Here is a 13,614-nt window from a genome sequence, read left to right on the forward strand (position 1 = left end):
GGGAGGCAAAGTTCACGCTTTCCAGCTCACACATGGCTTTCCAGTCGCTTGACATCGTCTTCACCAAGATATTCGCCGGTTTGTACCTCGATCAAGACCAGATCCAGCAGTCCAGGGTTGATGAGCTGGTGGGCTACGCCGGCCAGGGCGCTGGCCGATTCGTTGGGTCTCAGGATCTGCACCCGGCCATCCAGCCAGACCTGGGCCGTGCCTCGCAACACCGTCCAGTGTTCGCTGCGGTGGTGGTGCAGGTGGTTGGAGAGAGCCCGGCCCGGCTTGACCACTACCCGGCGTATTTTGAACCCACCTGTTTCTTCCAGGGTCAGGTAGCTCCCCCAGGGGCGCTGGATGATGCGGTGGCGGCGCACGGTGTCGTGCTTGGAGTGGGTGAGTTGCTCCACCACTTTCTTTACGTCCTGCACTTTGTCGCGCTGGGCCACCAGCAAAGCATCGCGGGTGTCCACAATGACCAGATCGCTGGCCCCTATCACCGCTACAACGCGATCCTCGGTCTGTACGAAGGTATTTGTGGTGTCCAGCAACACCGCTTCCCCCAGTACCCGGTTGCCTGCCGCATCTGGCGGCACCATCAGAGCGGCGGCGTCCCACGAACCCAGATCGCTCCAGCCCAGATCAGCGGGCACGACCGCTACCTGCGCGGCTTTTTCCATGACCGCATAGTCCACCGACTCACTGGGAACCTGCTTGAAGAGGGCTGCATCCAGGTAGGTCACATCCCCCTTCTCGCTGCCCTGCCAGCAGTCCAGCACTGCCCTGTACATCTCGGGCTGGAGGTGCTCCAGGGCTTGCAGATAGGTGGTCGCCTTGAAGCAGAAAATGCCTGCGTTCCAGAGGTAGCGCCCGGTTTGCAGATAAGCCTCGGCGGTTTGCTGGTCGGGCTTTTCCACGAAGCGCGCGACCCTGTACGCCCCGTCCTGTAAGGGTAGACCTTGCTCGAGGTAACCAAAATTGGTGGCCGGGTAGGTGGGTTGGATGCCAAACGTCACCAGATAGCCCTGCTCGGCGATGGCCTGGGCCTGGGCTACGGCCTGGGCAAAGGCTTCCTCCCGCAAAATGAGATGGTCGGCAGAAAGAACCAGCATGACCTGATCGGGGCTGTGCTCGACAACCCACAAAGCGGCCATGGCGATGGCGGGAGCGGTGTTGCGGCGCAGCGGTTCAATCACAAACGAGGTCTGCACTTCGGGCAGCCCCAGGGCCTCGTACTCGCTGGCGGTGCTGAAGTAATATTCCTGGCCTGTAACTGTGAGCACCTGCCGGGCTCCTACCCGCGCGGCCCGCAAAAAAGCCTTTTGTAGAAGGCTTTGCCCATCGGGTAGCTTCATGAAAGGTTTGGGGTATTGTTCCCTCGAGACCGGCCACAAGCGCGTACCGGCCCCCCCGGAAAGAATGACTGCAACCATGCCTCACCTCCAATGCCGTGGGGTTAGTAGACGCCGCACTAAAGCATACTGTACGGGCTAGCGCGGCAGAGCCGGGGTCATTTGAATAAACCTGCTCGAGCGTCCTTGGAGCTTCTAGCCTTCAGCTTTCGGCTTCTTTCAAACCCTGGTACCTTCGCTCCCCCAGCTCGAGTACGCATAGAAGCGGCCCCGCTCACCCCGCAGGTAGTCCATCAGGGGCTCCAGCAGGGGGCGGTGCTCATCGAGTTTGACGGCCACCTCTTCGGCAGTAAAGAAGCGGGCCTCCACGATGTGCCCATCGGGGTCTTTGGGGTTGAGCAGGCCCTCGTAATCGGCACGGAAGGCCATGGCGATGGTGCGCTCGCTTTTACGCGAATCTTCCACCTGAATGACATAAGCCAGGTGTTGAATGCCCTTGACCCGGAGGCCCGTTTCTTCCTGCACCTCCCGCGCGATGGCCGCCAGGATGGTCTCCCCAGCCTCGACCACGCCGCCTGGCAGGGTATAGCGCACCTTGCCCCGGCGGCTCCAGTCGTTGGCGACCAGCAAAACCCTCCCTTGCTTGTCCATCAGGATAGCCGCCGCTACCAATAGGTCACGTCGCAACCCATGCATACAGCCCGCCTTTCGTGTCCTAGGCGGACTTGGGGGCGCCGGAGAGGGCCTCGAGCTGGCGTTCTTGATCGGCTTTGCGCAGGGCTTCGTGCAGCTTGGACAGATCGCCCGAGAGCACCCCTTCCAGGTCGTGGGTGGTGAAGCCGATGCGGTGGTCGGTTACGCGCGACTGGGGGAAGTTGTAGGTGCGGATTTTCTCCGAGCGCTCGCCCGCGCCAATCTGGGCCAGGCGATCCTCGCGGCGGCGGGCGGCCTCCTCGGCCCGTTTGATCTCCAGGAGCCTCGAGCGCAGGATAGAGAGCGCCTTTTCCTTATTTTTGATCTGGCTGCGCGACTCCATACAGGAGACGATCATGCCGGTGGGCTTGTGCAGAACCTGCACCGCCGAGTCGGTGGTATTGACCCCCTGGCCCCCCGGCCCCGAGGCCCTCGAGACGGTTATTTCCAGATCGGCGGGGTCGAGCTGTACGTCCACTTCCTCGGCCTCGGGCATCACCGCCACGGTCGCGGTGGAGGTGTGGATGCGGCCCTGGGTCTCGGTGGCGGGCACCCGCTGAACCCGGTGTACCCCCGCCTCGTACTTCAAGTAGCCATAGGCCCCCGGCCCCGTCACCTCAAAAGAGACCTTGGAAACCCCCCCCAGGTCGGTGAGGGAGGTGTCCAGGAGCTCGACCCGGTAGCCGCCCCGCCGGGCGTACTCCATGATCATGTCGCGCAGCTCGGCTGCAAAGAGGGCGGCCTCCTCCCCCCCGGTACCGGCGCGAATCTCCACAATCACGTTCTTTTCGTCTATGGGGTCGCGGGGCAGGAGCAGGAGCTCGAGCTCGGCCTCGAGTTCCCGCACCCGAGGTTCCAGGGCCTCGATGTCGGCCTGGGCCATCTCGCCCAGCTCGGGGTCGAACTGTAACTCGCGGGCTTCCTCGAGGTGGGCCAAGGCTTCTTTGTAGGCGCGAATGGTTTCAACGAGATGCCCCATCTCGGCATAACGCTTGCTGATGCGCTGATACTCCGATGGGTTGGTGAGCACCGCCGGGTCGGCCAGTTGCCGCTCGAGCGTCTGGTACTCGGCTTCTAGGGATGCAAGTTTCTCTAGCATACACGGTCACTGTCTACCAGGATAACGCGGATGTCCCCTGTCCGATAGGTGATGCCTTACCGTAGCACTACCAAGTGGCCGCCAGCTCCATGCCCAGCTTTCAGCACCGGGCTTTTCGCCTCCTGCCCGTTGCCATCGGCCATAGACTATGGACTATAGACCATCAGCTATCAGCTATCGGCCCCATCTTTTGGCTTCAACCGGATAGGGCTTTGCTTGCTGGGGTCGCGGCCCACTTTGTCCTGGTAAAAGGTTTTTATTTGCTCGAAGTCGGCCTCAATGTTCCCGCTGGGGGTGAGGTATCCCCCAATACCCACCTCCTTGCGGCTGTAGTCAATGTAGGCCAGCGCGATGGGCACTTTAGCCTCCAGGGCCATGTAGTAGAAACCGCTCTTCCAGTAAGGGGCGCGGCTGCGGGTGCCCTCGGCAGCCACCACCACCCAGAGGTTATCGTGCTGCTCGAAGATGCGGGCTACCTGCTTGACAAAATCGCCGCCTGCCCTGGAGCGGTCTACCGGAATGCCACCCAGCCACCGCATCACCACCCCCAGCACTGGGGGGAAAAGCTCTTTCTTGCCCACCCACCGAAAGCGCGTGCCCGAAGCCATGCCCCACAAGAGCGCATACAAAAAGTCCCAGTTGGAGGTGTGGGGATAACCCACCAACACGAACTTCTTTCCGGGAGGCGGAGCCATCACCGCCGTCCAGCCCAGCATTCGCAAGGCCCAAACCCCAAAACGCTGCCAGGGCGTCTGGGGGCGGATCGCATACGGATGTGCCATTTACTACTGGTATACCACATCGGGTTGGGGTATCTTGCAGTATGAACGATGACCTGCGGGTTTTTTATGGTTGGGTGCGGCGTTCCCGCGAAATCCTCTTTGACTACTGCGCCTCGCTGCCACCGGAAATCTATACCCAGGAGCACCCCGATTTTGCCTTTGGGAGCATTCGCAACCTGCATGCCCATGTGGCCGACTGCTACCTGTGGTGGGTGGGCACGGTGGGTTTGGGCAAGCCTCAGGCCCCAATCCAGGGGGCGGAGACGCCCGATGTGGCGGCCATGCGGGCGGTATTTGCTCAGGCCGATGCAGTGGTGGAAGAGGCCCTGCAAACTTTTAACCAGCTCGACCAGGTATACGAGTGGACGCATCCGGTTCGGGGCTGGAAGGCCAGGGTGAGCCAGCGCTGGCTGCTGCTGCACCCCATTACCCATGAATTCCATCACAAAGGCCAGATTACGGCCCTGGGGCGGGTGCTGGGGTATCCGGCAGTGCTTTCGCCAGGGGTGGATACTGATCTGGTCAATCCCGAGTTTTGACCAGCGCCTCGAGCATTCCCTGGGCCTCGCGCAGCCTGGCCTGTACCTCTTGTAACTGCTCCAGGCTTCCGGGTGGGGGAAGCCGGGTTTCTTGCAGGCTTTTTCGCATCTCGTCCATGCTGTTGACCACAATGCCCACCAGCAGATTCAAAAACACCAGCGTACCCAGCAGTACAAAGGAGACCATGTAAACCACCGCCAGCAGGGGCTGGGCTGTTGGCTGGGTACACAGGGCAGGGTCGGGCAGCTCGAAGCGATCGCAGCCGAAATACTGGATGCGGAGTATATCCACCCAGCCTTCCAGGGTCAGGATGCTGAAGAGGGTGAGCAGGGCGGTGTGCAGGTTGCCGAAGTGGAAGGGGTCGCCCTGGCCGAACAAAAACACCCCGGCCACCGCGTAGATGTAGAGCAGGAGCAGCATCAAGACCAGCACCCAGCCAATGGAGGGGATGCTTTTGAGCAGGGCTCCCAAAATAATCTGCAGGTCGGGCAGGGTACGGATCAGCCGCAGCACGCGCAAGAGCCGTAGCAGGCGGGCCGCCACTGCATACGTTCCCAGCCCTGGCAGCAGGCTAAAGGCCACAATGGCGAAATCGAATACATTCCAGCCACTCTGAAAATAACGCAGGGGCCGGGGCCAGAGGGCCGCCATGCGGAGCAGTACCTCGAGGGCAAACAGGGCCAGCACCAGGTTGTTGAGCAGGTGGAGGGCAGGGCCGTAGCGCTCCATCAGGGCGGGATAGGTCTCGAGGCCCACCAGCACCGCCGCGAACAGGATGATGGCGGTCACGAAGCGATTGAACGGTGCCGATTCCACCAGGCGGGAGAGGGTATTGGGTACAGAACGGCTCACACCTGAAGAGTATAGGCTGTTCGGTCAGGTGATGGCATTCAATGCGGGCTTTACGCAAACACTGTGCATAGCGTAGGGGGTGGGGGGTAGGGGGCAGGGGATAGATGTTAGAGTCCTACCTCCTACCGCTCACTGCCCACCCCCATCACATGCGTCGGTAAAAGCTGGTTATATGCCTTAAGACGGTGCAACCCGGCCTGCTAAGGCATTTTTGCTGTATCAACGCCGGTCAAATTCCGCAAACCCTGGAGTCGAAATCCAGGAACGGGGTCACTGGCGACTCGAGACGTGCATCACCAGCAGGGGGTGGTATACGCGCTGGTTTGGCTATACAAGGCATTTCATCCCTGTCCCTGGTAGACCACCTCGGTCTTCCACCTGCCGGGCGGCTGGGTGTGCAGCTCCCAGAATTTTTCGGCAATCAGGTCGGGGTCGAAGGAGGTGTTGCGCTTCACCTGGCCCACAATGGTCACCGTGGCCGCATGGATGCCTTCGTGGTAGAGCTCCTTGCTGAGTGCGCCCACCAGGGCGCGTAGCGAGGCTTTGCCAATGGAGAGCGCAGCCAGGTCGGGCGCGGGGTTCAGGGCCAGGCCGCCCCCGGTAAAGAGGAGGGTGCCTTTGCGGCGCGAGAGCATGCCCGGGATCACCAGTTGGGCCGCCACCAGCGCCCCGTACAGGTTGACCTTGAGGGTGTCCTCGAGGGCCTCCAGGCTGAGTTCCGAGGCGCGGCTGCCCGCCGAGGCATAGGCGTTGTAAATCAAGACCTCGATGGGCCCGAGCTGCTTTTCGGTTTCTCTCACCGCCGAAATCAGTTGGGGGGTGCGGGTGATGTCGGCAGGAAAGGTTTTGACCGTGCAGCCATCGAGCTCGAGGGCGCTGGCGTAGTCTTCCAGACGGGCTTCACTGCGGGCAATCAGGCTCAGGCGATACCCCTCCCGACCAAAGCGCCGGGCCACGCTCAGCCCGATGCCCCGCCCCATGCCCACCACCAGACAGACCTTGGGTTTCATACCTCGAGCGCATGGTAACATCAAGGATGCTGTTTGTGGATTCAGGTAACGCTGCCCCACCAACCCCTACCCTGCGCCTGAAGCCCCCTCACCCGGCGACACTTCCCCTGTTTTGCGTGGCAGAGCCTGAATCGAGAACAAGACGGTGTTGCCACCCTCTCCTTCAGTGGAGAGTGGGAAGGTGGCAAAGGATAAGGGCCAGTACTGACCGAGGCCGTCCTTGAAGCGAATGCGAGTGGAACTATGTACCGAGTGGTGATTGTGGGTCGCCCCAATGTGGGCAAGTCGAGCCTGTTCAACAAACTATTGGGGTTGCGGGCCGCACCCGAGAAGTACGCCAAGGCCGGGAGCCAGTTTGCAGTGGTGGCCGATGTGCCGGGGGTTACCCGCGACCTCAAAGAGGGTGTGGTGGAGAGCGAGCAAGGCCGCTTCAAGCTGGTGGATACCGGGGGCTTGTGGTCGGGGGACGTGTGGGAAAAGAAAATCAAGCAAAAGGTGGAACGGGCCATTCAGGACGCCGACCTGGTGCTGTTTGCGGTGGATGGACGCAGCGACATTGTGACCGCCGACCTCGAGGTTGCCGACTTCTTGCGCCGCCAGGGCAAGCCGGTGCTGCTGGTAGCCACCAAGATAGACGACCCCAAGCACCAGGCCTACCTGGGCGACTTTTACGCCCTGGGCTTTGGCGAAGCGGTTCCTACCAGTGCGGCCCACAGCCGGGGTTTTGACGAGCTCCTGGAGCGCATCTGGGCCATGCTGCCGGTGCGCCAGGGCGAGAGTGAGCCCGAGGTGGTGCCCATCCGCCTGGCCATCGTGGGCCGCCCCAACGCGGGCAAGTCCAGCCTGCTCAATGCCATTCTGGGCGAGGAGCGGGTGATTGTCTCGGAAATCCCCGGCACCACCCGCGACACCATTGACGTGGAGTTCAACTACGGGGGCAGCCGGTTCTTGCTGGTAGACACCGCCGGTATCCGCAAGCGCCCCGAGACCGGGGTCGAAGAACAGGCCATTGGACGCGCCCACCAGGCCATCCTGGATGCCGACGTGGTTTTGCTGGTTGTAGACCCCAGGGAACTTGGCGACCACGAGCTCAAGCTGGCCAACGAGGCCCTGGACGCCGGTAAACCGGTAATCGTGACCATTACCAAGTGGGACTTGATTGAAAGTAAAGAAGAAGCCAAGCGGGTGCGGGCCGACCTGGCCCTCAAACTGTCGCACATCCAGCACCTGCCCATTCTCTACGTTTCGTCCGTCACCAAGCAGAACCTGCACAAGCTGCTCTCGGAAGCGGCCCGGCTTTACGAGCTGGCTCGAGTGCGCTTCGAGACCGCCGAGCTCAACCGCTGGCTCTCGGTCTGGAGCACCCAGACCATGCTCCCCAACTTCAAGGGCAAGCCCCTCAAGCTCTTTTTCCTGACCCAGCCCGAGGTGGCCCCCCCGACCTTTGTCTTTTTTTGCAACCACCCCGAGTTCGTGACGCGGGCTTTCGAGGGCTTCTTGCGCAACCGCATCGGCGAAGACCTGGGCCTGCGCGAAATTCCCTTCCGGATGGTTTTTAGGGGCCGCAGGGATTCGAAGGGTAGGGGAGACGCTTCGTAAGGGTCGGGAGCCGCTCGAGGGCTTCCCGTGTGTAGTGTGGTCTCACCTCCTGGACGGTTGGCGGTTTGAACCAAGGGATGTGGGGATCGCAGACTGTTTGTGCATGCTATCGGAAGTGGGAGATGGGGGAGTCGGGGGTAGACGTCCGAAGCCCACCACCTACCCCCCACGTTCTAACAGGCTGGCGCCTGGACAGGGTTCTCTCTGCCTGGGACGGCGCTAGCCCAGGCTTCAATTGCCTGCGCTCGCCAGCACCCGCCCGCTTGGATCCACAAACTCCACCCGCGTAAAGCGCCCCGGCACTTCCAGCAGCACAAAGGGACTGGTGAGGGCCTGGGTCAGAATGGCCCCCGGCGCTGGGCTGTTCAGGCGCAAAGTGACCCGCAGGGTATTGTCCGAAAGCTGGCTGCTTACATACTGCACGCTGTAGCCACCGGTGGGTTTTTGGCCCCAGAAGAAGGCCACCACCCGGCTCAGATTGAAGTCCACTGCCGGCGTGGCCGGCTGGGGAATCTGGTTACCCGTAGCCAGGCGCCAGAGCGTTACCATCTGACTGGTGTTGCTGACCAGGTAGGCCGCCGGGTTCTGGGCGGTGTAGGCGGACTGGCCGCCTTGTTGCAGGATGCGCGGGGTGGGGTTGGGGGTAGGGGGCATAAGGGTTAGCTCCGTCTCGAGGCCATACTGCACGGCCAGAGCCGCTACCCGGCTCTGGTTGGGGGCGGGCTCATAGCGGTTGGGCACCAAAGGCGGCTCAATTTCATACACCACCACCGGACGCCCCCCCCGGCGGCCCAGGATTTCCCGCAGCACCGCCTCGTTTTCGGCTTCCGAGAGGGGAGCCAGTCGGGGTGCGCCAGGCCGGTTTTCGACCACCTGTGCGGCATTGCTGGCAAAGACATTGCCCAGCCGCGACCAGCTTCCATCAAACAGCCAGACGCTCTGCACGTTGCGGCTGGTACGCACCACGAACTGCAAACCGGGGAAGGTACGGGTGGTCTGGGCTACGCGGGGCAGGGCAGGGTTAATCTCCCGGTAGAGGGCCTCGCCATCCACCAGCAGGGCATCGGCCACGGCCAGAGGACTGGCCGACGGGCCACGGGTCAGGGCCAGGCTGCGCTCACCCAGCCGCACGGCCTGGGGTTCACCGTAAAAATACGTCCAGCGCTCGGTGTTCTCGGCGAAGAGCACCTGTATCTCACTCAGTTGATAGGGTTGCTGCCCCGGTTGTGGTACACAACTGGCCAGGAATAACATCGTTAGGCCCACCCATGGTTTCATGTCTCCATCTTAGCGGCTTTGGGTGAGCGAACGGCCTTGGGTGAATCTTTGCTCAAAAGCCTGGGGGCTGGGTTGGGTCGGGGTGAGAAGCGGATAAAGGTGTAGCGCGGAATCAGGGAGTGCAAAGGTGCTGAGAAAAACATTCTTTGGGAACAGCGTTTTGGAGTACTACAAGTAAAAACCCTTCTCCCAGTGGGAGGAGGTGAGGCAAAGCGGGGGTTGCTTGCATCGCGCGGGGTCAGTCGGCAGCTTGCCTATGGCGACCCTTACCGCACGGCCCGGGGGTCGAGCGCATCGCGCAGAGCATCGCCCAGCAGGTTGAAGCCCAGCGCCACGAACATGATGGCCAGCCCTGGAAAAGTGGCCACATGGGGGGCGGTGGCCAGGTACTCGCGGCCTCGAGCCAGCATCAGGCCCCACTCCGGCTCGGGGGGGCGGGCGCCCAGGCCCAGAAAGCCCAGCCCGGCGGCAAACAGGATGGCCACCGCCATCTGCAGGCTGGACTGCACGATGATGGGGGATAGGGCGTTAGGCAGGATGTGCCGCAGCATGATCTGCCGGTTACGGTTGCCCAGGGCCCGGCTGGCCTCCACATATTCCCGATCCCGCAGGGCCAGCACCGAACCCCGCACCAGTCGGGCATAGACCGGAATGGCGGCAATTCCCACTGCAATCATCACGTTGGTCAGGCCAGTGCCCAGGGTGGCCACCAGCACGATGGCCAGCAGGATGCCCGGAAACGAGAGCATGACCTCCACAATGCGCTGTGCGATCAGGTCGAAGGTGCCCCCGAAGTAGCCCGAGACCAGCCCCACCGGTACACCCACCGAGAGGCCAATGGCCACCGCGATCAGGCCAATCGAGAGGGAGATCCAGGCCCCGTGGGCCAGGCGGCTCAGGATATCACGGCCCTGCTCGTCCGAGCCCAGCAGGTAAAACTTGATGGGGCCGTCCACCCCGAACAGGTGCAGGTCGCTCTTCAGGAGACCCCCCCACCAGACCCAGGGCTCGCCCCGCACAAAGAACTTAATCGGATACAACTCCTGACCTAGCTCAATCTGGCCCAGCGGCGTGCGGGTGACCTCGCGCACCCACAGGCCCGACTGGCCTTCCGGGCCCCGGAACTCCACCCGCATGGGGGGTACATAGGTGCCGCGCAGGTTTTGTTCCACCGGGCTATAGGGCGAGATGAACGGAGCAAACGCCGCCACCAGGACAAAAACGCCAATGAAGATGAACCCGGCAATGGCCAGCGGACTGCGGAACAGGCGCCGCCGCCAGCGGGGAACCTCCCTTCTGGCAGGTGCAGTTGGAGCAGTTTGGATGGGCTTGGTCACGTGAAAACCTCTGAGAGGGTCAGTCGTAGCGAATCCTGGGGTCAATGGCCCCGTAGAGCAGGTCTACCACCAGGTTGATCAGGATAAAGGCCACCGCAATCAGGAGTACCGCGCCCTGGACGACAGGGTAGTCTCGAGCCAGAATCGAACCCACCAGCAACTGCCCGATGCCGGGCCAGGCAAACACCGTTTCGGTGATGACCGCGCCTTCCAGCAGGCCGCCAAACTGGAGGCCGGTGATGGTTACGACTGGTATCAGGGCGTTGCGCAGGGCATGTTTGAACACCACCACCCGCCCGGTGAGGCCCTTGGCCCGGGCGGTGCGGATGTAGTCCTGCGAGAGCACCTCGAGCATCGCGCTGCGGGTCATGCGGGCCAGGATGGCGGCGGTACCGGTGCCCAGGGTGATGGCGGGCAGAACCAGATGCCAGAGCGTGCCCGTACCGGCCACGGGAAACCACCCGAGCTGCACCGAGAAAATCAGAATGGCCATCAGACCAAACCAGAACACCGGCATCGAAACCCCAATCAGGGCCCCCAGCATGGCCAGCAAGTCAAACACGGTGCCGGGCCGGATGGCGGCGATGATGCCCGCCGGAATGCCAATGAGCAGCGCGACCAGCATGGCTCCCAGGGTGAGCCGAAGGGTGTTGGGAAAGTACTGGCTGAGCTCATAGGTCACCGGTTTGCGGGTGCGAACCGATTGTCCAAGGTCGCCCCGCAGTACGTTGACGGCATAGAGGCCCAACTGCACATGCCATGGCTGATCCAGACCAAAGCGCTGACGGATATCGGCCAGGGTTTCGGGTGTGGCGAACTCTCCGGCCAGCAACTGGGCGGGGTCGCCGGGGGCCAGCCGTACCATGAGAAACACGGCCAGCAAAACCCCCAGCAGGGTGGGGATCACGGTCAGCAAGCGGCGGGCGATGTAGGTGGTCATGGAGTGGGTCTCGAGCTGCGGGCGGTTTCGTGCGGCCCAATGTATGGCGTGGGTTGAACTCGCAGGACAGTCTGCCAGGTTGCATGTTGCGGGTGAAGTACCCAAGGATATGTGGAGCCGGGTGTGAGAATAAACATACCTTTAGAAGCTCTTAAGCCGCGCAGGACATCCTACCCAAGATGGCCTGCTCCTGCAAGAAAAGCCCGCCACGCTTGCCCGTGGCGGGGCTTTAGGCCAGGGTCTAGCGTTCGGCAGAGGTGCGGAAGCTGGCTTCGGTGGCAATCAGGCGTTCGGTGGGGTGAACGATGAAGCCCTGTACCTCGCGGCGAATGGCCGTAACCTGCTGCTCTGCATGCAGGAAGACCCAGGGCGCATCGTTGTAGATAATCTGCATGGCCGAGCGGTAGAGCTGTTGCCGGGCCTGGGGGTTGGTGGCCACCCGAGCCTGCTCGAGGATGCGGTCCAGGCGGGGGTTGGAGTAGAAACCCCGGTTAAAGCCGTTGGGGGCTTGCTGGGAGGTGTGGAATAGCCCAAACAGGCCGTAGTCGGCATCGCCGGTCACGGTGCCCCAGCCCAGCATGGCCACCTGGAACTCGTTGCGCTCACGGGGCTGGTTGCTGGCGGCCAGGTAAGCGCCCCACTCGAGGGTCTGGATCTGGGCCTGTACCCCCACAGCGCGGAGCTGGCTCTGGATGGCCTCGGCTACGCGAATGTCTTGCAGATAGCGCCCGTTGGGGCTGGAAAGGGTGAAGCGCAGGGGGTTCTGGGCATTATAGCCTGCCTGGGCCAGTAGCTCACGGGCCAGGTTGGGGTTGTACTCGTAGCTGCCGATTTTGGTATAGCCAAAGATGCCCGGGCTGATGGGCGCATCGGAGGCCCGACCAAAACCGCCCAGCACAAACCGCACAATTTCTTCCTTGTTGATGGCGTGGTTGATGGCCTTGCGTACCCGTACATCGTCAAAGGGCTTCTTGGTCTGGTTGAAGTAGAGGAAGATGGTGCGCACGCTGGGGGTGGTTACCACGTTAATCTCGGGGCGGGCGCTGAGGCGCTGAACGTCCTGCGGCGGAACCCGCACCGCTACATGGGCCTGCCCGGTTTCAACCAGGGCCATTCGGGTGGTGGCTTCGGGCACCGCCAGGAAGCGCAGGCGCTCGATGGCAGGTTTTTTGCCCCAGTAGTCATCGTTGCGAACCAGCTCCACGAACTGCCCCTTCTGCCAGCGGTCGAACTTGTAGGGGCCGGTGCCTACGGGGTTGTCGCGGTAGCCAGCGCCCAGGCGGCGGATGGCGGCGGGGCTCTGGATGGCGGTGGAGCTATGGGTCAGGTGGGCCAGCACCGGGGCGAAAGGCTCGGGCATCCGCAGTCGTACGGTGAGCGGGTCGGGGGTTTCGATGGCGCTAACCCGTCCGCGCAGCAGGAAGGCGAAGGACGAAGCCAGTTCCTGGGAGACCAGGCGCTCGAGGTTGAACTTCACCGCCTCGGCATTGAGCTCAGTACCGTCGTGGAACTTGATGCCTTTGCGCAGCGTCAGGGTGAGCACTTTGCGGTCAGGGCTGAAGCTGTAGCGTTCCACCAGTTGAGGCACAATTTTGCCGTCCGGGGTGTAGTAAAAGAGAGTCTCTACCACGTGACTGGCCACCGTGGCCGAGGGGGAGTCGGTGGCCAGCGGGGCGTCCAGTGAGGTGGGGTCGGTACCCTGGGCAATAATCAGGGTACGGGTCTGGGCAAAGGCCACCGATAGGCCCAGTCCCAGTGCTAGTGCGGCCAACAGTTTGAATCGCATATTCTCCTCCGTTCGTAGCTTTTCCCCAGGGGCTTCTTTCCAGCTGACAGAATCACCGAGCGTGTGCTAGCTGCATACGTTTAGCCCAGTCAGGTGGCTCTACTGGAGTAAGAAGCCGCAGAAAGGGTTGTGATACATCTACCGAAGCCCCCGCACACACAGCATGCAGGGGAGCTTCTTGCTACGTGGCGTCAGAATACGCAAAAAAACGACCCCATTCTTGAAGCCCAGATTACACTTTGGGTTGCCTGGCCTTTACTCATGCAGGTTTCGGCTTTGCTGCTACCATGAACATTACACCCGGCGGTTTGGGGTGGAACATACGCTCTTTTGTTCGTCCAGCCTCTGGCGAAAC

Annotated in this window: 12 protein-coding genes; 2 read left to right on the plus strand and 10 right to left on the minus strand. The window is 62.2% G+C overall.

Annotation, left to right across the window (positions count from 1 at the left end):
* Nucleotides 1–26 precede the first annotated feature (26 nt).
* From J3L12_RS03265 to J3L12_RS03280, 4 genes are all read right to left on the minus strand, one after another.
* The gene (locus J3L12_RS03265; RefSeq protein WP_208013616.1) at nt 27–1,424 is read right to left on the minus strand and encodes a mannose-1-phosphate guanylyltransferase/mannose-6-phosphate isomerase; all 1,398 of its coding nucleotides are present in this window, start codon (nt 1,422–1,424) and stop codon (nt 27–29) included.
* Nucleotides 1,425–1,562: 138 nt separating this feature from the next.
* Entirely contained in the window at nt 1,563–2,030 is a 468-nt protein-coding gene (locus J3L12_RS03270; RefSeq protein WP_208013725.1) for an NUDIX hydrolase, read from the minus strand.
* A gap of 28 nt (nt 2,031–2,058) precedes the next feature.
* Nucleotides 2,059–3,135: a peptide chain release factor 1 gene (gene prfA / locus J3L12_RS03275; RefSeq protein ID WP_208013617.1), complete on the minus strand. Its 1,077-nt coding sequence runs from the start codon at nt 3,133–3,135 to the stop codon at nt 2,059–2,061.
* Between the two features lie 170 nt (nt 3,136–3,305).
* Nucleotides 3,306–3,917: a lysophospholipid acyltransferase family protein gene (locus tag J3L12_RS03280; protein ID WP_208013618.1), complete on the minus strand. Its 612-nt coding sequence runs from the start codon at nt 3,915–3,917 to the stop codon at nt 3,306–3,308.
* A gap of 41 nt (nt 3,918–3,958) precedes the next feature.
* On the opposite strand from J3L12_RS03280, the gene J3L12_RS03285 reads away from it, so the two are divergent.
* On the plus strand, nt 3,959–4,456 hold the full coding sequence (locus J3L12_RS03285) for a DinB family protein (RefSeq protein ID WP_208013619.1): 498 nt from the start codon (nt 3,959–3,961) through the stop codon (nt 4,454–4,456).
* Here the strand turns inward: J3L12_RS03285 and J3L12_RS03290 are convergent.
* Together J3L12_RS03290 and J3L12_RS03295 are read right to left on the minus strand one after the other, a co-directional pair.
* Nucleotides 4,440–5,309 (minus strand): ion transporter, encoded by an 870-nt coding sequence (locus J3L12_RS03290; RefSeq protein WP_208013620.1) that lies wholly within the window; start codon nt 5,307–5,309, stop codon nt 4,440–4,442. The genes J3L12_RS03285 and J3L12_RS03290 overlap by 17 nt on opposite strands.
* A 341-nt stretch (nt 5,310–5,650) precedes the next feature.
* Nucleotides 5,651–6,319, minus strand: a complete 669-nt coding sequence (locus J3L12_RS03295; protein ID WP_208013621.1) for an SDR family NAD(P)-dependent oxidoreductase — start codon at nt 6,317–6,319, stop codon at nt 5,651–5,653.
* A gap of 243 nt (nt 6,320–6,562) precedes the next feature.
* Here J3L12_RS03295 and der point away from each other — a divergent pair, with 243 nt between their 5' ends.
* Nucleotides 6,563–7,918, plus strand: a complete 1,356-nt coding sequence (der, locus tag J3L12_RS03300) for a ribosome biogenesis GTPase Der (protein ID WP_208013622.1) — start codon at nt 6,563–6,565, stop codon at nt 7,916–7,918.
* Between the two features lie 231 nt (nt 7,919–8,149).
* Here der and J3L12_RS03305 read toward each other — a convergent pair whose 3' ends face one another.
* The 4 genes from J3L12_RS03305 to J3L12_RS03320 all read right to left on the minus strand — a co-directional run bounded on the left by J3L12_RS03305 (nt 8,150) and on the right by J3L12_RS03320 (nt 13,259).
* Nucleotides 8,150–9,196 (minus strand): protease complex subunit PrcB family protein, encoded by a 1,047-nt coding sequence (locus J3L12_RS03305; protein ID WP_208013623.1) that lies wholly within the window; start codon nt 9,194–9,196, stop codon nt 8,150–8,152.
* 266 nt (nt 9,197–9,462) lie between these two features.
* Nucleotides 9,463–10,533: an ABC transporter permease gene (locus J3L12_RS03310; RefSeq protein ID WP_347708824.1), complete on the minus strand. Its 1,071-nt coding sequence runs from the start codon at nt 10,531–10,533 to the stop codon at nt 9,463–9,465.
* Between the two features lie 19 nt (nt 10,534–10,552).
* Nucleotides 10,553–11,473, minus strand: coding sequence for a nickel ABC transporter permease (gene nikB / locus J3L12_RS03315; RefSeq protein WP_208013624.1), 921 nt, complete (start codon nt 11,471–11,473; stop codon nt 10,553–10,555).
* Between the two features lie 241 nt (nt 11,474–11,714).
* Nucleotides 11,715–13,259, minus strand: a complete 1,545-nt coding sequence (locus J3L12_RS03320) for a glutathione ABC transporter substrate-binding protein (protein ID WP_208013625.1) — start codon at nt 13,257–13,259, stop codon at nt 11,715–11,717.
* Nucleotides 13,260–13,614 lie beyond the last annotated feature (355 nt).

It is taken from the genome of Meiothermus sp. CFH 77666 (assembly GCF_017497985.1).
Classification (GTDB): Bacteria; Deinococcota; Deinococci; order Deinococcales; family Thermaceae; genus Meiothermus.